This window comes from Streptomyces sp. LUP30 (genome assembly GCF_001746365.1).
Taxonomy (GTDB): domain Bacteria; phylum Actinomycetota; class Actinomycetes; order Streptomycetales; family Streptomycetaceae; genus Streptomyces.
This window is the reverse complement of sequence record NZ_MJAJ01000055.1, coordinates 37,467-59,076: the sequence shown is the minus strand read 5'-3', so window position 1 is coordinate 59,076 and position 21,610 is coordinate 37,467. Positions and strand designations below refer to the sequence as shown.

18 protein-coding genes and 5 pseudogenes are annotated in these 21,610 nt (G+C 71.4%); 13 read left to right on the top strand and 10 right to left on the bottom strand.

From position 1 onward, the window contains the following. Both BG482_RS33195 and BG482_RS46285 read right to left on the bottom strand, forming a co-directional pair. Positions 1-1,050: pseudogene (locus tag BG482_RS33195) on the bottom strand (glycoside hydrolase family 48 protein); the annotation flags it as partial. Between the two features lie 124 nt (positions 1,051-1,174). Continuing rightward, positions 1,175-1,390: pseudogene (locus BG482_RS46285) on the bottom strand (cellulose binding domain-containing protein); the annotation flags it as partial. Between the two features lie 264 nt (positions 1,391-1,654). Between BG482_RS46285 and BG482_RS33190 the strand changes: the two are divergent. Then, positions 1,655-3,154 carry a cellulase family glycosylhydrolase gene (locus BG482_RS33190; RefSeq protein ID WP_079142443.1) on the top strand — a complete coding sequence of 500 codons (1,500 nt, stop codon included), beginning with the start codon at positions 1,655-1,657 and terminating at the stop codon, positions 3,152-3,154. Between the two features lie 210 nt (positions 3,155-3,364). After that, entirely contained in the window at positions 3,365-5,098 is a 1,734-nt protein-coding gene (locus BG482_RS33185) for a glycoside hydrolase family 6 protein (RefSeq protein ID WP_069772905.1), read from the top strand. Between the two features lie 108 nt (positions 5,099-5,206). Here the strand turns inward: BG482_RS33185 and BG482_RS33180 are convergent, their stop codons facing one another. Beyond that, the gene (locus tag BG482_RS33180; RefSeq protein WP_069772904.1) at positions 5,207-5,977 is read right to left on the bottom strand and encodes a phytanoyl-CoA dioxygenase family protein; all 771 of its coding nucleotides are present in this window, start codon (positions 5,975-5,977) and stop codon (positions 5,207-5,209) included. A gap of 125 nt (positions 5,978-6,102) precedes the next feature. On the opposite strand from BG482_RS33180, the gene BG482_RS33175 reads away from it, so the two are divergent. After that, a complete protein-coding gene (locus tag BG482_RS33175; protein WP_069772903.1) occupies positions 6,103-7,023 on the top strand; it encodes a trans-aconitate 2-methyltransferase in 921 nt (306 codons plus the stop codon). Positions 7,024-7,266: 243 nt separating this feature from the next. Further along, the gene (locus tag BG482_RS33170; RefSeq protein WP_069772902.1) at positions 7,267-7,986 is read left to right on the top strand and encodes an SDR family oxidoreductase; all 720 of its coding nucleotides are present in this window, start codon (positions 7,267-7,269) and stop codon (positions 7,984-7,986) included. An 83-nt stretch (positions 7,987-8,069) separates the two neighbouring features. Here BG482_RS33170 and BG482_RS33165 read toward each other — a convergent pair whose 3' ends face one another. The 3 genes from BG482_RS33165 to BG482_RS44250 form a co-directional block, all read right to left on the bottom strand. Then, on the bottom strand, positions 8,070-8,906 hold the full coding sequence (locus BG482_RS33165; protein WP_069772901.1) for an aldo/keto reductase: 837 nt from the start codon (positions 8,904-8,906) through the stop codon (positions 8,070-8,072). Positions 8,907-9,063: 157 nt separating this feature from the next. Then, on the bottom strand, positions 9,064-10,890 hold the full coding sequence (locus tag BG482_RS33160; RefSeq protein ID WP_069772910.1) for a long-chain fatty acid--CoA ligase: 1,827 nt from the start codon (positions 10,888-10,890) through the stop codon (positions 9,064-9,066). A 332-nt stretch (positions 10,891-11,222) separates the two neighbouring features. Next, complete coding sequence (locus tag BG482_RS44250; protein WP_069772900.1) at positions 11,223-11,555, bottom strand: hypothetical protein; 333 nt, start codon at positions 11,553-11,555, stop codon at positions 11,223-11,225. A gap of 50 nt (positions 11,556-11,605) precedes the next feature. Here BG482_RS44250 and BG482_RS41745 point away from each other — a divergent pair. After that, positions 11,606-11,782: pseudogene (locus BG482_RS41745) on the top strand (AsnC family protein); the annotation flags it as partial. A gap of 15 nt (positions 11,783-11,797) precedes the next feature. On the opposite strand, the gene BG482_RS33150 reads toward BG482_RS41745, so the two are convergent. Further along, positions 11,798-12,712: a LysR substrate-binding domain-containing protein gene (locus BG482_RS33150; protein ID WP_069772909.1), complete on the bottom strand. Its 915-nt coding sequence runs from the start codon at positions 12,710-12,712 to the stop codon at positions 11,798-11,800. 142 nt (positions 12,713-12,854) lie between these two features. Here BG482_RS33150 and BG482_RS33145 point away from each other — a divergent pair, with 142 nt between their 5' ends. Continuing rightward, positions 12,855-13,871 (top strand): bile acid:sodium symporter family protein, encoded by a 1,017-nt coding sequence (locus tag BG482_RS33145; RefSeq protein WP_069772899.1) that lies wholly within the window; start codon positions 12,855-12,857, stop codon positions 13,869-13,871. An 86-nt stretch (positions 13,872-13,957) separates the two neighbouring features. Here BG482_RS33145 and BG482_RS33140 read toward each other — a convergent pair whose 3' ends face one another. Continuing rightward, positions 13,958-14,875, bottom strand: a complete 918-nt coding sequence (locus tag BG482_RS33140) for a zinc-binding dehydrogenase (protein ID WP_069772898.1) — start codon at positions 14,873-14,875, stop codon at positions 13,958-13,960. Between the two features lie 81 nt (positions 14,876-14,956). On the opposite strand from BG482_RS33140, the gene BG482_RS33135 reads away from it, so the two are divergent. Both BG482_RS33135 and BG482_RS33130 read left to right on the top strand, forming a co-directional pair. Beyond that, positions 14,957-15,394 (top strand): MarR family winged helix-turn-helix transcriptional regulator, encoded by a 438-nt coding sequence (locus tag BG482_RS33135; protein ID WP_069772897.1) that lies wholly within the window; start codon positions 14,957-14,959, stop codon positions 15,392-15,394. 19 nt (positions 15,395-15,413) lie between these two features. After that, a pseudogene (locus BG482_RS33130) lies at positions 15,414-15,953 on the top strand (isochorismatase family protein). A gap of 219 nt (positions 15,954-16,172) precedes the next feature. Here the strand turns inward: BG482_RS33130 and fdhD are convergent. Together fdhD and BG482_RS44245 are read right to left on the bottom strand one after the other, a co-directional pair. After that, the gene (gene fdhD / locus BG482_RS33125) at positions 16,173-17,021 is read right to left on the bottom strand and encodes a formate dehydrogenase accessory sulfurtransferase FdhD (protein WP_069772896.1); all 849 of its coding nucleotides are present in this window, start codon (positions 17,019-17,021) and stop codon (positions 16,173-16,175) included. A gap of 7 nt (positions 17,022-17,028) precedes the next feature. Continuing rightward, a pseudogene (locus BG482_RS44245) lies at positions 17,029-17,192 on the bottom strand (Fe-S-binding domain-containing protein); the annotation flags it as partial. Between the two features lie 185 nt (positions 17,193-17,377). On the opposite strand from BG482_RS44245, the gene BG482_RS33120 reads away from it, so the two are divergent. From BG482_RS33120 to BG482_RS33105, 5 genes are all read left to right on the top strand, one after another. Further along, positions 17,378-18,712 (top strand): OFA family MFS transporter, encoded by a 1,335-nt coding sequence (locus BG482_RS33120; protein WP_069772895.1) that lies wholly within the window; start codon positions 17,378-17,380, stop codon positions 18,710-18,712. After that, the gene (locus BG482_RS44240; RefSeq protein ID WP_176741532.1) at positions 18,678-18,815 is read left to right on the top strand and encodes a hypothetical protein; all 138 of its coding nucleotides are present in this window, start codon (positions 18,678-18,680) and stop codon (positions 18,813-18,815) included. Before BG482_RS33120 ends, BG482_RS44240 begins: the two co-directional genes overlap by 35 nt. A 181-nt stretch (positions 18,816-18,996) precedes the next feature. Further along, positions 18,997-19,944 (top strand): beta-ketoacyl-ACP synthase III, encoded by a 948-nt coding sequence (locus tag BG482_RS33115; RefSeq protein ID WP_069772894.1) that lies wholly within the window; start codon positions 18,997-18,999, stop codon positions 19,942-19,944. Positions 19,945-20,282: 338 nt separating this feature from the next. Beyond that, positions 20,283-20,960, top strand: coding sequence for a GntR family transcriptional regulator (locus BG482_RS33110; RefSeq protein ID WP_069772893.1), 678 nt, complete (start codon positions 20,283-20,285; stop codon positions 20,958-20,960). A gap of 135 nt (positions 20,961-21,095) precedes the next feature. Next, on the top strand, positions 21,096-21,572 hold the full coding sequence (locus BG482_RS33105) for a MarR family winged helix-turn-helix transcriptional regulator (protein WP_069772892.1): 477 nt from the start codon (positions 21,096-21,098) through the stop codon (positions 21,570-21,572). The last annotated feature ends 38 nt before the right edge of the window (positions 21,573-21,610 follow it).

The window sequence follows — 21,610 nt, the reverse complement described above, 5'->3', positions numbered from 1 at the left end:
GATCATGTACTTCTCCATGATTGCCCAGGCGCCGTTGAACTTCGACCAGTCGCCGGTGACCTTGCCGTACATGGCCTGCAGCCACAGCAGGTAGCTGTAGGCCTCCGAGGTGGTCTCGTGGCCCTGGTCGGGGGCCTCGACGATCAGCGTCTCGACCGAGTGGTAGGGGATGCCCGCGGGGGAGAAGTAGCCGTTCGCCGGGTTGGTGATCTTGCCGTAGAGGTCCAGGAACCGGGCGTCGTACGCCTTGGCGCCCGGGATCTCGGTGGCCGTGACCGAGGCCTTGGCGTGCCCGGCGGCCGTCGACTCGAAGGTCGCCGCACCCGTGCCCGAGGCGTCCGCGGTGACGGTCACGTTCTGGGCGGTGCTCCAGTTGGAGGGCGTGAAGGTGAGGCTCGCGCCGCCCGTCACCGTCAGTCCCGTGTTGCCCGTGGTCCGGGCGGTCGTGACGGTCACGTTCGCCGACGGCTGGGTCGAGAGCTTCAGCGAGTAGGTGCCCGTCTTGCCCTGTTGCACGGCAAGTTGGCTTGCGGAGGCCACCACGGCCGGTCCCGACGCGACCGTGACGCCGACCGGGGTCGACGCCGCCGACGCGCCCAGGCTGTCGTACGCCTTGGCGACCAGCGAGTGACTGCCCACGGAGAGGCCGGACGCGGACAGGGTGTACGGCGCGCTCGTGTCCGTGCCCAGCAGGGTCGTGTCGTCGTAGAACTCGATCTTGGTGATCGTCGCGTTGTCGGCGGCCGCGGCGGTCGCCGCGAGCGGCACCGCGTCGCCCTGCGTGTAGACGGCGCCCGCGCTCGGGCTGGTCAGCACCGTGACCGGCGGCTGGTGCGCGCCGACGCAGGCGGTGCCGTTGACCGAGAAGCTCGCGGGAGCGGCGTTCGTGCCGCTGTAGGTGAACTGCGCACCCGTGCTGACCGCCGCGCCCGCCGCGATCGTCCCGTTGTACGACGCGTTGTTCACCGTGATCTGCTGACCGGACTGCGCCCAGCTGCCGTTCCAGCCGTTCGACAGCTTCTGGTTGCCCGCGTAGGAGTACGTCAGCGTCGCCCGCCGCGATCGTCCCGTTGTACGACGCGTTGTTCACCGTGATCTGCTGACCGGACTGCGCCCAGCTGCCGTTCCAGCCGTTCGACAGCTTCTGGTTGCCCGCGTAGGAGTACGTCAGCGTCCAGCCGTTGATGGCGTCCGTGCCGCGGTTGGTGAGGGTCAGATCCGCGGTGAAACCGGAGCCCCAGTCATTGGTCTTGTAGTCCACATTGCACTGAACACCCGCTGCCTGTGCGGGGGTTGTGCTGGTGCTCAGCATGGCGAAGGGGAGGGCGAGGGCCGCCACGAAGGCGGTCCACAGGCGCCGCGCGCCGCGGCGTCTGCGTGAGGGATCCATGTGCTGGTCCTCCTTGCGGCTCGGAAGAAGTGGGGGGAGGAGCAACAAGCCTTGAACCAGTGGGAGCGCTCCCATAGTGGGGATGGGGGTGAACGCGGTCAAGGTGCTTGAAGAGTCGAAAAGATTCGACACCTCAACTTGAGGGAAAGTCAGTGACGCCTCTGTTCTTTGCCAGCACGTGGCGCTAGCTTCGAGGCACCAGTGGGAGCGGTTCCATCAGTCGACGCGTCTGTCACGACGCGCCTGAGCTGCAAGGAGTCGCTCATGCGACACCCCGCGCGTTCAGCACTTCTCGCCGTAGCCGGCACGGTCGCCCTCGTCGCGGGCGCCCTGCTGCCGGTCGTCACGGCGCAGGGGGCCGCGTCTGCCTGCACGGTGGAGTACTCCGTCACCGGTCAGTGGGACGCCGGCTTTCAGGGCGCCGTGACCATCACCAACAACTCGGCGGCCGTGACCGGTTGGAGCCTCGCCTTCGACTTCGCGAACGGTCAGAAGGTCACCCAGGGCTGGAGTGCCGAGTGGTCCCAGTCCGGCACGACGGTCACCGCCGTGAACGAGAGCTGGAACGGCTCCCTGCCCTCCGGTGCGAGCGTCAGCGCGGGGTTCGTCGCCTCCAGGTCGGGCACGAACACCGTACCCGCGGCGTTCAGGCTCAACGGCACGACCTGCAACGTCGACCCCACCCCCACCCCCACGCCCACCCCCACACCCACCGCGCCGCCCTCGACGGACCCGCCGGGTCCGGGTGACGGTCCGCCCGCGTTGCACGTCTCGGGGAACAAGCTCGTGGACGCCGACGGCGGGAACCGCCGTCTCCTCGGCGTGAACCGCTCGGGCGGCGAGTTCATGTGCGTCCAGGGGCGCGGCATCTGGGACGGCCCGGTCGACGACGCGGCCGTCAAGGCGATCGCGGACTGGAGGGTGAACACCGTCCGGATCCCCCTCAACGAGGAGTGCTGGCTGGGCCTGTCGAACATCGACCCCGCCTACGGCGGCGCCAACTACGTCAACGCCGTCAAGCAGTTGGTGGCCCGCGTCAAGGCGCACGCCATGACGCCGATCGTCGAACTGCACTGGACCTACGGCCAGTACACGGGCAACTCGGCGGGCTGTTCCGACGTGCACGCCACCTGCCAGAAGCCGATGCCCGACATGCAGTACGCCCCGGCGTTCTGGACGTCGGTGGCGAACACGTTCAAGAACGACACGGCCGTCGCCTTCGACCTGTTCAACGAGCCCTACCCGGACCGTGCCACCTCCACGACCGCCCAGGCGTGGCAGTGCTGGCGAGACGGCGGCTCCTGCCCCGGCATCGGGTACCAGGTCGCCGGAATGCAGGATCTCGTCGACTCGGTACGGGCGACCGGCGCCCGGAACGTGGTCCTGGCCGGAGGGCTCGCCTACTCCAACGACCTCGGCCAGTGGCTGACGTACAAGCCCGACGACCCGACCGGCAATCTCGCCGCCGCGTACCACGTGTACAACTTCAACAGCTGCGCCGACGCCGGCTGCTGGAACTCGACGCTCGCTCCCGTGGCCGCCCGCGTGCCGCTCGTGGCCGGGGAGATCGGGGAGAACACCTGCTCGCACGGTTTCGTCGACCAGGTCATGAAGTGGTTCGACGACCACGGCCTGTCCTATCTGGGCTGGACGTGGAACTCCTGGGACTGCTCGGCGGGGCCGTCCCTGATCTCGGGCTACGACGGTACGCCCACGGCGTACGGCACCGGCCTGCGCGACCATCTGCGCGCACTCCAGGGATAGGCGCCACGAGCCGGCCCCGCGGACATGGGGCCGTCCGAACAGGATCCGCCCGGCACGGGATCCACCCGGCGTCCGTCCGTCGGGCGCGGGCCCCCGGGGCAGGAGCCGCCTGCGGTCCCGCGGGTCGGACCCTCGCACCGCAAACGCACACCGAACAGAAACACCGAAGAAACGGACAAACTCCCGCAACCAAGAAGGAAACCCGCACTCATGAGCCGTAGCAGAACAGCGGTACTCGCCGCGCTGGCGCTGGTCGCCGGCGCCTCCGGGACGGCGCTCGCGGTCGTCCCCGGCGATCCGGGCATCGCCGCCATCCCGTGCAGCGTCGACTACAAGGTGCAGAACGACTGGGGCAGCGGCTTCACCGCCGCCGTCACCGTGACCAACAACTCCGCCGCCAAGTCGAGTTGGGCGGTGAAGTGGGCGTACGCCGGAAGCCAGAAGGTCACCAGCGCGTGGAACGCGAAGGTCACCCAGTCCGGCACGGCCGTCACCGCCGCCAACGAGACCTACAACGGGACGCTGGCGACCGGCGGTTCGGTCAGCTTCGGGTTCCAGGGGACCTACAGCGGCACCAACGCGGTCCCGACCACGTTCACCCTCGACGGCGTGACCTGCAACGTCGACGGCGGAACCGGCGGTCCCACCGATCCCGGCCCGACCGACCCCGGCCCCACCGGCCCCGGCGGTTCCACCAAGGTCGACAACCCCTACGCAGGCGCCAAGGTCTACGTGAACCCCGAATGGTCCGCGCACGCGGCGGCCGAACCGGGCGGCAGCCGCGTCTCCAACCAGCCCACCGGTGTCTGGCTCGACCGCATCGCGGCCATCAACGGAGCCAACGGCGGCATGGGCCTGCGCGCCCACCTCGACGCGGCCCTCGCCCAGAAGGGCAGCGGCGAGGAAGTCGTGCAGCTGGTCGTCTACGACCTTCCCGGACGGGACTGCTCGGCCCTCGCCTCCAACGGTGAGCTCGGCCCGACGGAGATCGACAAGTACAAGACGCAGTTCATCGACCCGATCGCGGCGATCCTCTCGGACAGCAAGTACGCGGGCCTGCGGATCGTCACCACCGTCGAGATCGACTCGCTGCCGAACCTCGTCACCAACACCGGAGGCAAGGCCACGGCCACCCCGGCCTGCGACACCATGAAGGCCAACGGCAACTACGTGAAGGGCGTCGGTTACGCGCTGAACAAGCTCGGCGCGATCCCCAACGTCTACAACTACATCGACGCCGGTCACCACGGCTGGCTCGGCTGGGACGACAACTTCGCCCCCTCCGCCCAGATCTTGTACCAAGCCGCCACCGCGGAGGGCGCGACCGTCGACGACGTGCACGGCTTCATCACCAACACGGCCAACTTCAGCGCCCTGAAGGAGAACAACTTCACCATCAACGACTCGGTGGCCGGCAAGTCGGTCCGTGAGTCCAAGTGGGTGGACTGGAACCGCTACGTCGACGAGCTGTCGTACGCCCAGGCCTTCCGCAACCAGCTGGTGACCACCGGCTTCCGGTCCGACATCGGCATGCTGATCGACACCTCCCGCAACGGCTGGGGCGGCTCCGCCCGGCCCGCCGGCCCGGGCGCCACGACCAGCGTGGACACCTATGTCAACGGCGGCCGTTACGACCGCCGGATCCACATCGGCAACTGGTGCAACCAGGCCGGCGCGGGTCTCGGCGAGCGTCCCAAGGCGGCGCCGGCCGCCGGGATCGACGCCTACGTGTGGATGAAGCCGCCGGGGGAGTCGGACGGCGCGAGCTCGGCCATCGCCAACGACGAGGGCAAGGGCTTCGACCGGATGTGCGACCCCACCTACACCGGCAACGCGCGCAACGGCAACAGCATGTCGGGCGCCCTGGCGAACGCCCCGCTGTCCGGGCACTGGTTCTCCGCCCAGTTCCAGCAGCTGATGCAGAACGCCTATCCGCCGCTGTAGGCCGATGCGCCGGTCCGCGACCGCGGTACGGCGACGACGGTCCCCGTCGGGGTCCGCGTCCGCCGGGGTCCGCGTCCGCGGTGAGGCGACGGTGATCCGCCGGGGCGCTCAGCCCTCCCGGGCCAGTCCCCGGCGGATCGCGAACTCGACCGCGCTGTAGTCCCCGTCCGGCCGCTCCAGTTCGAAGGGGGCGGCCGGATGCAGCGGTGGCTGGGCGAGGAACCGGGGGCGCTCCCCGTGGTGCGGCTGCGCGGCGTGCACCAGGAACGGATGGCAGAGGTAGACGTCACCGGGGCGTCCGGTGGCGTAGGCGACCGGACGGTGTGCGGTGGCCCGCTCGAGACGCGGCGCGATCTCGAGGATCGAGACGCCCTGCTCGCCGTACGGTTCCAGCAGCGGGGGCACGTCCAGATGGGAGCCGACGCGGACCCGGGTCGGGGCGTCGGTCTCGCTCACCTCGCTGAACAGGAACAACATCAGAAGCGCGCGATCCCTGGAGCGGACGTCGGCCCAGGGCCAGGTCGCACCGTCCGGGTAGTAGCTGCCCTCGATGTGCCAGCCCGCGTCGTCGGGCTCGGACTCGTGCGGGAAACGCAGCGGAAAGGTGCCCAGCGAGTAGCGCGGCGTCCAGCGGCCCTCGCCCACCAGCAGATCGAACGCCTCGTGCAGCGCCGCGCTGTTGGCCGCGGCGGCGAACGGGCCCTGTGCCATGTCCCCGATCCGGACCACCGGCTCCTGCCAGGTGCCGGGGTCGTCCGCGTCGTACCCCGTCTCCCGCCACAGCAGCACCGCGCAGTCCTCGGCGACCCGCGGCGGAACAGCCCCTTCGAGCCTCACGAACCCGTCCTCGAGGAACCGCTCGACCTGGCTGTCGTCCATCGGGCCATCCTCGGCGAACCGGCTTGCCGTCCGCATCCGGTTTTTTGCCGCCTCGGCAACAGGAGTGGCCTCGGGCCGGTGCGTCGGCGCACGCTGACGGCACCCCGGACGAGAGGCTGACCACCATGGCGCACCCCCCGCACGCATCCCACGGCGACCGGCACACGCCCGACGCCGGACACACCCACGGCCACGGCCACGGCACCGACATCGACTGGGCGGAGATGGCCCCGCACCTCGAAGCGCAGGCCGAGCTGTTCATGCCTTTGTACGAGCGGGCCCTGTCCTGGCTCGGAAAGGAGGTGACCGAGCCGGGGCTGATCGTGGACGCGGGCAGTGGCCCGGGGGTCGTCTCCACGTTGTTCGCCGAGACGTTCCCCGGCGCGCGGGTGATGGCCGTCGATGCCTCCGTTCCCCTTCTGGAACGGGCACGGCAACGGGCCGAGCGGCTCGGCCACGCAGACCGCTTCGGCACACTCGCAGGCGAACTCCCCGCAGTGCTGCAGGAGTTGGACTACCCCGCAGACCTGCTGTGGGCCGGCCGCAGTCTGCATCACCTCGGTGACCAGCGCGCGGCCCTGACCGCCTTCGCGGAGCGGCTCGCTCCCGGCGGGACGTTGGCGATCATGGAGGGCGGTCTGCCGTCCCGGTTCCTGCCGCGAGACCCGGGCTTCGGACGGCCGGGGCTGGAGGCGCGGCTCGACGTGCTGCAGGAGGAGTGGTTCGCGCAGATGCGGGCCGCCCTGCCCGGTTCCGTGGACGAGGCCGAGGACTGGGCGGCGCTGCTCGGCTCGGCCGGCCTGAAGCACGCCCGCAGCCGCAGCTTCCTGCTCGACCTGCCGGCGCCCGCCTCCGGGCGGGCCCGCTCCTACATCGCCGCGACGCTGTCGCGGCTGCGGGACGGCTTCGGCGACTCCCTCGACCCCGACGACCGCACCACGCTGGACCGGCTGCTCGACCCGGGCGACGAGGCGGGGGTGCACCGCAGGGCGGACGTCTTCGTGCTCGCGGCGCACACGGTGCACACCGCGGTGAAGCCGGTGTAGAAGCACGGCTCCGGCACCGGGCCCGCGCGACCACGTCCGCGCGATCGAGCCCGCGTGCCAAGCCCGCGTGCCAAGCCCGCGCGTCAAGACCGTGCGTCAAGTCCGTCCGATCGGGCTTGACTTGGAGAGTGCTCCAAGTGATGGACTGCGCAGCGCCCGTCGCACGACGCCTCGCATCTCGCGCACGTCGAGCCGCGCGACGGCGCACCGAGGACCGTACGGGCAACACCATGGGGGCATGTCATGAGCAACTCTTCCGGCGCTCCGGGCGCACCGGTCGCACTGATCACCGGCGGCGGCAGCGGCATCGGCGCGGCCGTCGCCCGCCGGCTGCTGGAAGCCGGACACCGGGTCGTCGTCACCGGTCGGGGCGAGAAGCGGCTGCGCGCCTTCGCCGAGGAACTCGGCGAGCCGCAGGGGCTGTTGACGGTCGCCGGGAACGCCGCCGACTACGACAGCGTACGGTCGGCGGTGGATCTGACGCTCAGCGAATTCGGCCGGCTGGACACAGTGGTCGCCAACGCGGGGACCGCCACCCACGACTCGGTCGCGGAGGGCGACCCGGCCGGCTGGACCGACATGGTGCTGACCAACGTCCTGGGCCCGGCACTGCTCGTCCGCGCGTCGATCGACGCCCTCAAGGAGACCGGGGGGCGGATCGTCCTGATCGGCAGCGTCGCCGGCTTCGTGCCCACCCCGGGCAACGTCTACGGGGCGACGAAGTGGGCGGTGACGGGGCTTGCGGAGAACACCCGCCGCCAGGTCACCGAGTGGGGCGTCGGCGTGACGCTGATCGCGCCCGGCCGGGTCGAGACCCCCTTCTGGGACAGCTACGGCAGCCTGCCGCCCGGGCATCTGCTGACCGCCGACCAGATCGCCGACTCCGTCGTGTGGGCGATCCGGCAGCCGGCCGGCGTGGACGTCAACACCGTCGTCGTACGGCCGATCGGCCAGCCCAACTGACGAGCCGGTGCGACGCGTCGAGGGCGCTCCCCGGACCGGGGAGCGCCCTCGACGCGTGCGGGGGAGCCACCCCCTTCAGTCCTTCAGGAGGGATCGAACGTCCCCGGGTCGGGACCGATGCGCCGGTCCTCGTTCAGGGCGCTGATGGCCGCCAGGTCCTCGTCGTCCAGGCTGAAGTCGAACACGTCGATGTTCTCCTCGATCCGCGACGGCGTCACGGACTTGGGGATCACGACGTTGCCGAGCTGGAGGTGCCAGCGCAGCACGACCTGGGCCGCCGTGCGCTCGTGCTTGCGGGCGATCGCCACGATCGCCGGAACCTCCAGGAGGCCCTTGCCCTGACCGAGCGGGGACCAGGCCTCGGTGGCGATCCCGTGCGCCGCGTGGACGTCGCGGGACGCCTGCTGCTGCAGGTGCGGGTGCAACTCGATCTGGTTGACCGCGGGGACGACCGACGTCTCCCCGATCAGCCGCTCCAGGTGCTCCGGCAGGAAGTTCGACACGCCGATGGCGCGCACCCGGCCGTCCGCGAGGAGCTTCTCGAACGCCTTGTACGTGTCGACGTAGCGGTCGCGGGCCGGGAGCGGCCAGTGGATGAGGTACAGGTCCACGTAGTCCAGGCCGAGCTTGGCCAGGGAGGTGTCGAACGCGCGGAGCGTCGAGTCGTACCCCTGGTCGTCGTTCCAGAGCTTGGTGGTGACGAAGATGTCCTGGCGGGGCACGCCGGAGGAGGTGATGGCCTTGCCGGTGCCCTCCTCGTTGCCGTAGATCGCCGCTGTGTCGATGCTGCGGTACCCGGCCTCCAGCGCGGTGGAGACCGCCTGCTCCGCCTCGTCGTCCGGCACCTGCCAGACGCCGAAGCCCAGCTGGGGCATCTCCACGCCGTTGTTGAGGGTGATCTGGGGGACCTTGCTGCTCACGAGCTCTTGATCCTTCGGTTGTCCGTCAAAGTGATGCTCCCATCGTCAACGATCACGTCGGGCGCCGCATTCCTGCCCCCGCCGATCGGTTTCCCGGGGAGCCTGTCGGAGACCCGTCTCGTGCCCGTCGGTAACCGTTTCACCTCCCTCGGCGAGATCATGTGCGATAGAGGGCGTCGACTTCCTTTGCGTAAGCGTTTTCGATGGCCTTGCGCTTCAACTTCAGCGACGGGGTGAGCAGTCCGTGCTCCTCCGTGAAGGGCTGGGCGAGGATGCGGAAGGTGCGGATCGACTCGGCCTGCGACACCAGCGTGTTCGCCGCGACGACGGCCCGGCGCACCTCCGCCTCCAGGTCGGGGTCGCGCACCAGCTCGACGGGCGTCAGCTGCGGTTTGGCGCGCATCTGCAGCCAGTGCTCGACGGCCTCCTGGTCGAGGGTGACCAGCGCGGCCACGAACGGCCGGTCGTTGCCGACGACGATGCACTGGTTGACCAGCGGATGTTCGCGCACCCGCTCCTCCAGCAGCCCGGGCGAGACGCTCTTGCCGCCCGACGTGACGAGGATCTCCTTCTTGCGGCCGGTGATGGTGAGGTAACCGTCTTCGTCGAGGGAGCCCAGGTCGCCGGTGGCCAGCCAGCCGTCGTGCAGGGTCTCGTCGGTGGCCTTGGGGTTGTTGAGGTAACCCTGGAAAACGTTTTCACCGCGCAGCCAGATCTCGCCGTCGTCCGCGATGTGCACGGTCATGCCGGGGATGGCCTGGCCGACGGTGCCGTAGCGGGTGCGCCCGGGCGGGTTGGCGGTCGCCGCCGCCGTCGTCTCGGTGAGGCCGTAGCCCTCGTAGATCAGCACGCCCGCGCCGGCGAAGAACAGACCGAGCCTGCGGTCCATGGCCGAGCCGCCCGACATGGCGTGCCGCACGCGTCCGCCCATCGCCGCGCGCACCTTGGAGTAGACGAGCTTGTCGAACAGCTGGTGCTGCATGCGCAGACCCGCGGAGGGGCCGGGTCCGATGCCCCACGCCTTCGCCTCCAGAGCCTCGGCGTAGTTCACCGCCACGTCGACCGCCTTCTCGAACGGCCCGGCCCTGCCCTCCCGCTCCGCCTTGCGGCGGGCCGCGTTGAAGACCTTCTCGAAGATGTACGGCACGGCCAGGAAGAACGTCGGCCGGAAGGAGGCCAGGTCCGGGAGGAGGGCGGCCGCGTGCAGCTGGGGCTGGTGGCCGAAGCGGACCCTGCCGCGGATCGCGGCGATCTGCACCATCCGGCCGAAGACGTGGGCGAGGGGCAGAAACAGCAGAGTGGCCGCCTCGTCGCCCTTTCTGGAGTGGAACACCGGCTCCCACCGCTCGATGACGGTGTCCGCCTCGAACATGAAGTTGCCGTGCGAGATGACACAGCCCTTGGGCCGGCCCGTGGTGCCGGAGGTGTAGATGATCGTCGCGGTGGAATCGGGAGTAACCGCTTCCCGGTGCCGGTGCACCACCTCGTCCTCGATGCCGGCGCCGGCGTCGTAGAGCTCCTGCACACAGCCCGAGTCCAGCTGCCAGAGCTGCCGCAGCTGCGGAAGGCGGTCGATGACGGTGGCGATCGTCATCGCGTGGTCCTCGTGCTCGACGACCGCGGCCGTGCACTCGGCGTCGTAGAGCATCCAGAAGCACTGCTCGGCGGACGAGGTCGGGTAGACCGGCACCACCTGCGCGCCGATGGTCCACAGGGCGAAGTCGAACAGGGTCCACTCGTAGCGGGTGCGGGACATGATGGCGACGCGGTCGCCGAACCGGATGCCCTGGGCCAGCAGGCCCTTGGCCAGGGCGAGGACCTCGTCGCGGAACTCACCGGCGGTGACGTCGCGCCATTCGCCCTGTTCGTCCTTGCGGCCGAGGGCGATGTACTGCGGGTCCTCCTGGGCGTGCCGGAAGACGACGTCGGCCAGACCGCCCACCGGCGGCGCCAACGCCAACGGAGGGTTGGTGAACTCGCGCAAACGCACCCCGCTTCTCATGGCCCCACAGCGCCGTGAAAGCTACCCCACCCGGCGACGGGGCGGGAGAGGGGCGGAAAGCGAGCGATGCCCTCGTCTGCGCGGGTCGGGCGCGGAAAATGGGCGCACATGGGGAAGGGTCGGACACAAAGCTGACGGTTGAGTAAGTTTCGGTACCGTAATCTCCACCGAATCTGCCCGTACCGCTTACGCTGTCCGACCGCTTCCGGGGCCGGGCGCGATCCGCGCGGCCCGGCCCGGTGCCCCGCGTCAGGAATGCCTTCCCGCCGGCCTCATGTCCGCGTCAGGCCCCCCGGCCGATCTCATGCCGCGCGTCAGGAGCGCCTCCCGCTCCTGCGCCGCGGGTCAAGGGCGGGGAGCGCCCGCTCCTCCGACGGAGCCGGGGACGCCGGTCCCGTCGCCTGCGGGACGGCCGCGCGCGGCGCCCGGACCAGGAGGAGGACGAGCGCGGCGGCGGCCACGCCCGTGCAGCCCGCGACCACGAGTGCCGCGTCCGGTCCGGAAGCGAACGCGGACCGCAGGGCATGCTCGGAGAACGTCCCGTGCAGCGCCTCGGCGCCGCCGCCCGCCGGCGTGTGGGCCGCCGCGTGCGGCAGGGCGCCGGTCGTCCGTGTCGCGCCCACCGTGGCCGGCGCGGCGCCGGCCACGCCGGCCACGGTCGAGCCGGCGCGGGCCGCTACGGCGGCGCGAGGAGGTCGCCTCCGCCACGGCCGGCCCCTCCCACATCGTGGTCACCGCGGTGCTCCGTGACACGGCGGGCCTCTACGCCTGCCTCAGCGGACCCCTGGGACGCCTGGAGGGCGTCCAGCACGTGGAGGCGACGCCGCTCCTGCGCAGGGTGGAGCAGCTCACGTATCAGCCCGGCGGGCGGTAGGGCGCAAAGGGGCGTTCAGGCGTCGTCGGCCGGACGGGGGTCGCCGTGGCGGGTGGGGCCGGGGGGTGGCCGCCGGTGGAGACGGTCGCCGCCGGTGAGGATCGCTGCCGCCAGTGCGTCGGCCGCGCCCTGGGCGGAGGATCGTCGGGGACCGTGCACCAGCACGAAGTCGACGCGCCCCAGCTCCGGCAGCCCCGCCCGTTCCGGGATCCGCACCAGGCCTGGCGGGATCAGGCCCCGCGAGTGCGCCATCACGCCCAGCCCCGCCCGTGCCGCCGCGATGAGCCCGTTCAGACTGCCGCTGGTGCAGACGATCCGCCAGGCCCGCCCCTGCCGTTCCAGCGACTCCAAGGCCAGGGCGCGGGTGATGCCGGGCGGCGGGAAGACGATCAGCGGAACCGGACGGTCGGCGTCCAGACGCAGCCGCTCGGCGCCGATCCACACCAGTTCGTCGTTCCGGACCAGCTCGCCGTGCGGGTCCTCGGGGCGCCGCTTGGCCAGCACCAGGTCCAGTTTTCCGGCGGTCAGCTGTTCGTGGAGGGTCCCCGACAGCTCCACCGTCAGTTCCAGGTCGACCTCGGGATGGTCGTAGCGGAAACTCTCCAGGATCTCCGGCAACCGGGTCAGCACGAAGTCCTCCGAGGCGCCGAAGCGCAGCCGCCCGCGCAGCCGGGTGCCGGTGAAGAACGCCGTCGCCTGCTCGTGGACGTCCAGGATCCGGCGCGCGAAGCCGAGCATCGCCTCGCCGTCCTCCGTCAGCTCCACGGAGTGGGTGTCCCGGGTGAAGAGGGGCCGCCCGGTCGCGCCCTCCAGCCGTCGCACGTGCTGGCTGACGGTGGACTGGCGCAGCCCCAGCCGCCGCGCGGCCTGCGTGAAGCTCAGTGTCTGGGCCACGGCCAGGAAGGTTCGCAGCTGAGTGGGGTCGTACACACCCGCCACGGTACCCGCGTCATCGCGATACGTGATGACAGTGAGAGCGGTATGCCGGATTCCCGATCACTGTGACGGGGGCGACCATGGAGGGGGGCCTTCCGGTCCCCGAGTACGCCTGTCGAACCGCACGTGGAGCCCCGTGAAACGCCTGCGCTGGCCGGGTCGGATGCCGGTCGACCCCTACATCCTGCTGCTGCTCGGGACGGTCGGGCTCGCGGCGCTGTTCCCGGCGCACGGCTCCGCCGCCGACGTGGCCTCCGGCGCCTCCACGGCTGCGATCGCCTTCCTCTTCTTCCTGTACGGGGCCCGCCTGTCCACCCGTGAGGCGATGGACGGGCTGAAGCACTGGCGACTGCACGTGACCGTCCTGGTCTGCACGTTCGTCGTGTTCCCGCTGCTGGGCCTGGCCGCGCGCGGTCTCGTCCCGGTCCTCCTCACCGATCCCCTCTACCAGGGGCTCCTCTTCCTCACCCTCGTCCCGTCGACGATCCAGTCGTCGATCGCCTTCACCTCCATCGCGCGCGGCAACGTGCCCGCCGCGATCTGCGCGGGATCCTTCTCCTCGCTGGTCGGCATCGTCGTCACACCACTGCTGGCCGCCGCCCTGCTCGGCGGCAGCGGCGGCGGCTTCTCCGCCGACTCGGTCGTCCAGATCGTGCTGCAACTGCTCGTGCCGTTCGTCGCGGGGCAGCTGCTGCGCCGGTGGATCGGCGCATTCGTCACCCGGCACAAGAAGGTGCTCGGACTCGTCGACCGCGGTTCGATCCTGCTGGTGGTCTACACGGCGTTCAGCGAGGGCATGAACCGCGGCATCTGGCACCAGGTCGGCGCCGTACGACTGGGCGGTCTGCTCGTCGTCGAGGCCGTGCTGCTCGCCGTGATGCTCACCCTGACCTGGTACGGCGGGAAGGCGCTGCGGTTCGACCGCGGGGACCGTGTGGCCATCCAGTTCGCCGGCTCCAAGAAGTCCCTGGCCTCCGGACTGCCCATGGCGAGCGTCCTGTTCGGCGCGCACGCCTCTCTCGCGGTGCTGCCGCTGATGCTCTTCCACCAGATGCAGTTGATGGTCTGCGCGGTCATCGCCAAGCGCCGCGCACGGGACCCGATGGACCCGGCGAGCGCACAGGCCGACGACCGGGCAGCGGCGACGGCGTGAAGGACGCGGGGCTGCCGGGCGGCCCGGCAGCCCCGCGAGAGCGCCTCGGTGGTCTGTCGTCTCGACGGTCCAGGGCCGTCCCCAGGTCAGGGCACCAGGACCACTTTTCCCAGGTTGGTGCGCGACTCGATCACCGCGTGTGCCTCGGCGGCGTCCTCCAGGGCGAACTCGCCGTGCACGCACGGCTTCAGCGCGCCCTCGGTGAAGAGCCGCCACAGCTCCCGCCGTCGCCGCTCGCACAACTGCGGCTTCTCGCGCGCCACATGGGCCATCTGGAATCCGATCACCGACTTGGCGCCCACCAGCAGGTCGTAGGCCCGGACGGTCCCGCCGCCCGAGCTGTACGCCACGAGCCGGCCGCCCGGGGCGAGGGCCGCCACGGCCGGAGTGAGCAGGTCGCCGCCGACCGCGTCCAGAACGTAGTCGGCCGGGGCGCCCCAGTCGTCCTGGTCGTAGACGATGACGTCGTCCGCGCCCAGCGCCCTCACGAACGCGGACTTCGCGGGGTCGGACACGGCGCCCACCACGCGGGCCGCGCCGCGCGCCCTGGCGAGCTGCACGGCGAGGTGGCCGGCCCCGCTCGCCGCGGCGGTGACGAGGGCCGCCTCGCCCGGTTCGGGGCGCGCGGCGGCCAGCGCGCCCAGGGCCACCTGCCCGCAGCGGACGAGGGCGACGGCGTCGACCGCGCTCGCGTCCTCGGGGACGCGTGAGGCCATCGTCCGGTGGACGATCGCGAAGTCGGCGTAACCGTGGCCGAAGCACAGGCCGGTGACGCGCTCGCCGACCCGGAAGTCGTCGACCCCGCTCCCGACGGCCGTGACCCGCCCGGCGATCTCACCCCCGAGCGCGATCGGTTCCGCCGCTTCCGCGACCTTGCGGACGACGGGGAGGGTCACGCCGACGGCCTCGCACCGCAGCAGGAGCTCCCCGGGGCCGGGCTCGGGGACGGGTGCCTCCTCCAGGAACAGCGGGCCACCGGTGGACTCGTACCGGACGCGACGCATCGCACCTCCACAATTCGTTGGGAGTCCCAACGGTATAGCCGGTTCGTTGGGGTGTCCAATGATTTTTGCTAGGGTGCCGCCATGTCCGAAGCGCCCCTTGCCGCGATCCGCTCCCTGCCCAGCTGGCTGCTCGGCCGCGCCGCCGCGCGGGGCCGCTCGCTGGTCGCCGACGCCCTCGCCGTCGAAGGCGCCAAGATGTGGTCCCACGTCGTGCTCTCCGCCGTGCGCGATCTCGCCCCCGTGGCCCAGGCGGACCTCGGACGCGCTGTCGGCCTGGACCCCAAGGATCTGGTCGGCGTCCTCAACGACCTGCAGTCCGCGGGCCTGGTCCTGCGCGAGCCGGATCCGAACGACCGCCGCAAGAACGCCGTGTCGCTCACCGCGTCCGGTGAACGCCTGCTCGAGCGCTGCGAGAAGGCCGCCCGGGAGGCGAACGACGCGTTGCTCGCCCCGCTCACGCCGGCTGAACGGGGCCAGTTCACGGCCCTGTTGGTCAGGATCTCCGGCAGGGACCGCTGACGGTGGACAGCGTTCCGTCATGATCACACTCGCCGCGCTCGATCCCGCGCGCACCGCCCTCGTGCTCGTCGACCTGATGGACCCGATCGTCGGACTGCCTCTGGAGCCTCGGCAGGCCTCCGAAGTGCTGCAAATGGCCCATGAGTTGGCGGCGTCGTCCCGCTCGGCGGACGCCCCCGTCGTCCTCGTCCTCGTCCTCGTCGAGTGTCCGGGCGTCGCCGAGCAGCCGCCCGGCAGCGGTCTCGTCCAGGGCCTGCGTGCGGAGGGGGACTGGGAGATCGCTCGTCAAGCGGACCATCGGCGCCTTCCAGGCCACCGGCCTGGACGCCCGGCTGCGTGAACACGGCGTCGGCACACTCGCGTTCGGCGGCATCGCCACCGATCTCGGAGTCGAGTCAACCGCCCGCGCGCCGGCGATCTCGGCTACGACCTGGTCTTCGTCGAGGACGCGATGTCCGCCCTGACGGGCGCCGAGCACGAAACGCCGTCGGTGAGGCGGGACTTCCTCCGGCTCGGGACGGTGGTGCGCGCGGCCGAGGTCCGATTCACGCACGGGTGAGCGGCAGGGGGCAGCCCGGGACGGACGTCACGGTTCGGATCGGCGGGAGGCCCAGATGGACCGTCGGCCCACACCGACGGGCTGCTCACCTCGGCGGACGGCCAGGTGGAGGGCCCGTTGAACAGGCTGGGAGCGGGGCGGGGTCTGAGACGGGATCCAGCGGTGCGGGGGGCGCTCCCCGCCGCTCGGGCCCCGGCGCGGGGCCGCGGGACGACCGGGTCAGCCCTTGGCGGCCGAGGTCCGCGGGGCGATGCGGTCCCCACCCGCGTACACGTTCATGGAGCTGCCACGCAGGAAGCCGACGAGTGTCAGCCCGGTCTCCGCGGCCAGATCGACGGCCAGGGAGGAGGGGGCGGACACCGCCGCGAGCAGCGGAAGACCCGCCATCACGGCCTTCTGCGCCAGCTCGAACGAGGCGCGGCCCGAGACCAGCAGGATCGCCCGCGACAGGGGCAGGTCCGCGTTCTGCAGAGCCCGGCCGACCAGCTTGTCCACCGCGTTGTGCCGCCCCACGTCCTCGCGCACGTCCAGCAGCTCGCCGTCCTCGGAGAACAGGGCAGCCGCGTGGAGTCCTCCGGTCCGGTCGAACACCCGCTGGGCCGCGCGCAGCCGGTCGGGGAGGCTCGCCAGCAGCTCGGGCTCGATCCGCAGCGGGGGAGCGTCGGCGATGGGCCAGCGGGTCGTCGTACGGACCGCGTCCAGACTGGCCTTGCCGCACAGGCCGCAGGACGAGGTGGTGTAGACGTTGCGCTCCAGGCTGATGTCGGGGATCTTCACGCCGGGGGCGGTCCGCACGTCCACCACGTTGTAGGTGTTGACGCCGTCGGCCGTCGCGCCCGCGCAGTAGACGATGTTCAGCAGGTCGGACGCTTCGGCCAGCACGCCCTCGCTGACGAGGAAGCCGGCCGCCAGCGCGAAGTCGTCACCGGGGGTGCGCATGGTGATGGCGAGCGGCTTGCCGTTGAGCCGGATCTCCAGCGGCTCCTCGGCCACGAGGGTGTCCGGCCTGGTGGTGACCGCCCCGTCCCGGATGTGGATCACTTTGCGCCGTTCGGTGACTCGCCCCATGTCGTGATCAGCCCCGGTTCTGTACGTACTGGCAGCCGAAACGGCCCTTGCTGCGGAGAAGGCCGTGGGTCACCGGGTCGTCGTGCGGTGAGGTGACCTTCGCGATGCCATTGTCCTGCACATGGAGTCCGAGGTTGCAGCCCGCTCCGCAGAAGGCGCTTTCACGGTCGTGATCCGGGGCCGGGCCGCCTCGTCCCGCGAGGCTCGGGACGAGGCGGCCCGGGTTCGGGTCGCTTCGTAAGCGGTTGCGGAAAGTCGCCGGTCCGACCGTTCGGCGCAGCCCGCATACCGTTCACCGCATACGGTCGACGCGCCGCCTTCTCAACGACCGCGCGCGTTCCTACCGTTCAGGATTCATGAGTCCCCCCGTCGCGCCGCCCGGCTGGAGCCGCTGGCTCGTCCCGCCGGCCGCCCTCTCCGTCCATCTCTCCATCGGCCAGGCCTACGCGTGGTCCGTGTTCAAGCCGCCGCTGGAGTCCGCGCTCGGCCTCAGTGGCACCCAGAGCGCGCTGCCCTTCCAGCTCGCCATCGTCATGCTCGGCCTCTCGGCGGCCTTCGGCGGCACCCTGGTGGAACGCAACGGGCCGCGGTGGGCGATGACCGTCGCCCTGGTCTGCTTCTCGTCCGGGTTCCTGATCTCCGCGCTCGGCGCCGCCGTCGAGCAGTACTGGCTGATCGTCCTCGGCTACGGCTTCGTCGGGGGAATCGGTCTCGGAATCGGCTACATCTCGCCCGTCTCGACACTGATCAAGTGGTTCCCGGACCGCCCCGGCATGGCGACCGGCATCGCCATCATGGGCTTCGGCGGGGGCGCGCTCATCGCCTCGCCCTGGTCGGCGCAGATGCTGGAGTCGTTCGGCTCCGACAGCTCCGGGATCGCGTCGGCCTTCCTCGTCCACGGGCTCTCGTACGCGGTGTTCATGACCCTCGGCGTGCTGCTCGTGCGGGTCCCGCGCGGTGAGCGGCCCGTCGCGGGCGGCCCGAGCGCCGTCGAGGGGGTGCAGGTGTCGGCGCGCAGCGCGGTGCGCACCCCGCAGTTCTGGTGCCTGTGGGTCGTGCTCTGCATGAACGTGACGGCGGGGATCGGCATCCTGGAGAAGGCCGCCCCGATGATCAAGGACTTCTTCGCGGACACCTCCACCCCGGTCTCGGCGTCCGCGGCCGCCGGCTTCGTCGCCCTGCTCTCGGCCGCCAACATGGCCGGCCGGATCGGCTGGTCGTCGACCTCCGACCTGATCGGACGCAAGAACGTCTACCGCGTCTACCTGGGCGTCGGCGCCCTCATGTACGCCTTGATCGCACTGATCGGGGACTCCTCGAAACCGCTGTTCGTCCTGTGCGCGCTGGTGATCCTCTCCTTCTACGGCGGAGGCTTCGCGACGATCCCGGCCTACCTCAAGGACCTCTTCGGCGCCTACCAGGTCGGCGCCATCCACGGTCGGCTGCTCACCGCCTGGTCCACGGCCGGCGTGCTCGGCCCGCTGATCGTGAACTGGATCGCCGACCGGCAGGAGGAGGCGGGCCGGCACGGCTCGTCCCTGTACACCCTGTCCCTGTTCATCATGATCGGGCTGCTCGCCGTCGGCTTCGTCGCCAACGAGCTCGTTCGCCCCGTCCACGCCCGACACCACATCCCCGCCCAGAGGGAGGCCGCCGATGTCGAACGACAGCAGCCCGAGTCCGCGGCCTGACCGGCGGCCGCTGATCGCCTTCGCCTGGCTGTGGGTGGGGGCGCCGCTCGCCTACGGGCTGTACGAGCTCGTACACAAGGCGACGCAGCTGTTCACCGGGTAGCGCAAGCCGCGGGGCGTGTGTTCGCCGAGTGCACGTGCGACGGCTGTGCGGACGTCCGAGGCCTATGGGGAAGCCGACAACCCGGGAACCGGTTTCCTGTCGCTTCACGCGCCCCCGTACCCGTGAGTCACTGATCAGACTGGAGGATCCCGCTACCCAAGGCAACGAGGGGGACCCTCCAATGAACGGCTCGCGCATCGCCGCCGTCGGCCACTACCAGCCCGCCAAGGTGCTCACCAACGAGGAACTGGCGGGTCTGGTCGACACGAGTGACGAGTGGATCAAGAGCCGGGTGGGCATCCGCACGCGCCACATCGCCGGCCCCGACGAGCCGGTGGACGAGCTGGCCGCGCACGCCGCCGCCAAGGCCCTCGCGTCGGCGGGTCTCACGCCGGAGGACATCGACCTCGTGCTGGTCGCCACCTCCACGGCCGTCGACCGCTCGCCCAACATGGCCGCCCGGGTCGCCGCCCGCCTCGGCGTCCCGCGGCCCGCCGCGATGGACGTCAACGTCGTCTGCGCCGGCTTCACCCACGCGCTGGCCACCGCCGACCACACCGTCCGCGCGGGCGCCGCGACCCGCGCGCTGGTGATCGGCGCCGACAAGATGTCCGAGGTGACCGACTGGAGCGACCGCACCACCTGTGTGCTGGTCGGTGACGGAGCGGGGGCCGCCGTGGTCGAGGCCTGCCCCGACGGCGCCGTGCCCGGCATCGGGCCCGTGCTCTGGGGCTCGGTGCCCGAGATGGGGCACGCGGTGCGCATCGAGGGCCAGCCGGCCCGGTTCGCGCAGGAGGGGCAGAGCGTGTACCGATGGGCCACGACCCAGCTGCCGCCCCTCGCGCGTCAGGCCTGCGAGCGGGCGGGACTGGCTCCCGAGGACCTCGCGGCCGTGGTCCTGCACCAGGCGAACCTGCGGATCATCGAACCCCTCGCGCAGAAGATCGGCGCGGTGAACGCCGTGGTCGCGCGTGACGTCGTCGAGTCGGGCAACACCTCCGCCGCCAGCATCCCGCTCGCCTTCTCCAAGCTCGTCGAGCAGGGCGCCGTCTCCACGGGAGACCCGGTGCTGCTGTTCGGCTTCGGCGGCAACCTGTCGTACGCGGGACAGGTCGTGTACTGCCCGTGATCCGGAGCGGCCCGGGCCACGTGTACCGCCCGTGACCTGGGGTGGCCCGAACCCGGGACGCGGTCGGCGGGCACGGCCGAAGCGCGGCGGCATGTGACGTGTTCTGCCGTGCCTTGCTCGGGCAACGGTGCGCCGTGGACTGTGGACGAAAGGCAGTCGATACTCGACGGCGGACGGCGGACGGCGGACGGCGGACGGCGGACGGCGGGTCGGCGTCGGCGGGTCGGCGGGCCGCCGACGGAAGACCGGGGGCCGCCCTGCAGAAGACCGGACGCGCCGTTCGACGCCTGGCTTTCGGGATGCAGCCGCCCGGTGCTGCCCAGGAGGGGGACCGACCGATGTCGTCGACAGGACTGCCGCAGGGCGCGGTGCCCAAGCTCGAACGGCCGGGCCCGCTGCGCGACCGCGTCTACGAGGCGCTGCTCGAACTCATCACCACCCGCGCCCTGCGGCCCGGCCGGCACCTCGTCGAGAGCGATCTCGCCGCCCGCCTCGGCGTCTCGCGGCAGCCGGTGCGCGAGGCCCTGCAGCGGCTGAACACCGAGGGCTGGGTGGACCTCAGGCCTGCCCAGGGCGCGTTCGTGCACGAGCCGACGGAGGAGGAGGCGGACCAACTCCTCACCGTCCGCACGCTGTTGGAGGCCGAAGCCGCGCGGCTCGCCGCGACCCGCGCGAACGGGGCGGGCATCGAGGCCCTGGAGGAGATCCTGGCGCAGGGTCTGCGGGCCGTGGCCGGTGACGACGTGGACGCGGCGGTCGCCCTGAACGCCCGCTTCCACGCGAAGGTCGTCGACCTCGCGGGCAACGCGGTCCTCGCCGAACTGGCGGCGCAGGTCGAACGCAGGGTGCGCTGGTACTACACGCCGATCGCGCGGCAGCGCGGCCACCGGTCCTGGGTCGAGCACCGCGCCCTCATCGCCGCCATCGCGGGACACGACGAGCGGTCGGCCGCCAGGCTCATGCGCGAGCACACCGAGCACACCCGGCGCTCGTATCACGCGCGCGACGAGTCCTGATCCTCCCGGCGCCCCGCAGCCTCCCTCCCGGGACCCGGACCTCCGACCCCCGGACCTCCGACCCCCGGACCTCCGACCCCCGGCCCGGTGCGGTGATGCCGGCCTCCGCGGGAGGCGGGCCGATACTCTCGGGGCATGGTGAGTGACGGAGAGGTGCCGCCCGCGCCCCCGGAGTATCGGCTCGGCTGTCTCCTCCATCAGGTTCAGGCCAAGCTGGCCAGGGCGTCCGCCGAGGCGCTCGCCCCGTACGGGGTGGACGGCCATGATCTGGCGGTGCTGGTCGTGCTCGCGACGGGTGAGACGTCTTCGCAGATCGAGGCGGCGGCGCGGCTGGGCGTCGATCGCACCACGATGGTGTCCCTGATCGACGGCCTGGAGGACCACGGCCTGGTGGAACGGCGGCGCAGCTCGCGGGACCGACGCCGCAACGTCGTCCGGCTCACCCCGTCGGGCCGGGACTGTCTGGACCGGGCGGACCGTGCACGCAGGGCCGCGGAGCATCGCTTTCTCGCCCCCCTGGACGAGCAGACGGCGGCCACCCTGATGCGGGCCCTGCGGGCGCTCGTCGTGGAGGAGCCGGCGGCGAAGCGATCGGGCGGTCACCCGCCGTGAGCAGGTCGCGGCGGAGGCCCCGCACCGGCCCGGCCAGC

What these genes read in the sequence shown, in the direction of transcription:
- BG482_RS33175 (WP_069772903.1), top strand. Translation starts at nt 6,103, where the DNA reads ATGGCGCACCCCCCGCACGCATCCCACGGCGACCGGCACACGCCCGAC.
- BG482_RS33135 (WP_069772897.1), top strand. Translation starts at nt 14,957, where the DNA reads ATGTCCGAAGCGCCCCTTGCCGCGATCCGCTCCCTGCCCAGCTGGCTG.
- fdhD (WP_069772896.1), bottom strand. Translation starts at nt 17,021, where the DNA reads ATGGGGCGAGTCACCGAACGGCGCAAAGTGATCCACATCCGGGACGGG.
- BG482_RS33120 (WP_069772895.1), top strand. Translation starts at nt 17,378, where the DNA reads ATGAGTCCCCCCGTCGCGCCGCCCGGCTGGAGCCGCTGGCTCGTCCCG.
- BG482_RS33110 (WP_069772893.1), top strand. Translation starts at nt 20,283, where the DNA reads ATGTCGTCGACAGGACTGCCGCAGGGCGCGGTGCCCAAGCTCGAACGG.
- BG482_RS33180 (WP_069772904.1), bottom strand. Translation starts at nt 5,977, where the DNA reads ATGGACGACAGCCAGGTCGAGCGGTTCCTCGAGGACGGGTTCGTGAGG.
- BG482_RS33185 (WP_069772905.1), top strand. Translation starts at nt 3,365, where the DNA reads ATGAGCCGTAGCAGAACAGCGGTACTCGCCGCGCTGGCGCTGGTCGCC.
- BG482_RS33105 (WP_069772892.1), top strand. Translation starts at nt 21,096, where the DNA reads ATGGTGAGTGACGGAGAGGTGCCGCCCGCGCCCCCGGAGTATCGGCTC.
- BG482_RS33140 (WP_069772898.1), bottom strand. Translation starts at nt 14,875, where the DNA reads ATGCGTCGCGTCCGGTACGAGTCCACCGGTGGCCCGCTGTTCCTGGAG.
- BG482_RS33115 (WP_069772894.1), top strand. Translation starts at nt 18,997, where the DNA reads ATGAACGGCTCGCGCATCGCCGCCGTCGGCCACTACCAGCCCGCCAAG.
- BG482_RS44240 (WP_176741532.1), top strand. Translation starts at nt 18,678, where the DNA reads ATGTCGAACGACAGCAGCCCGAGTCCGCGGCCTGACCGGCGGCCGCTG.
- BG482_RS33190 (WP_079142443.1), top strand. Translation starts at nt 1,655, where the DNA reads ATGCGACACCCCGCGCGTTCAGCACTTCTCGCCGTAGCCGGCACGGTC.
- BG482_RS33170 (WP_069772902.1), top strand. Translation starts at nt 7,267, where the DNA reads ATGAGCAACTCTTCCGGCGCTCCGGGCGCACCGGTCGCACTGATCACC.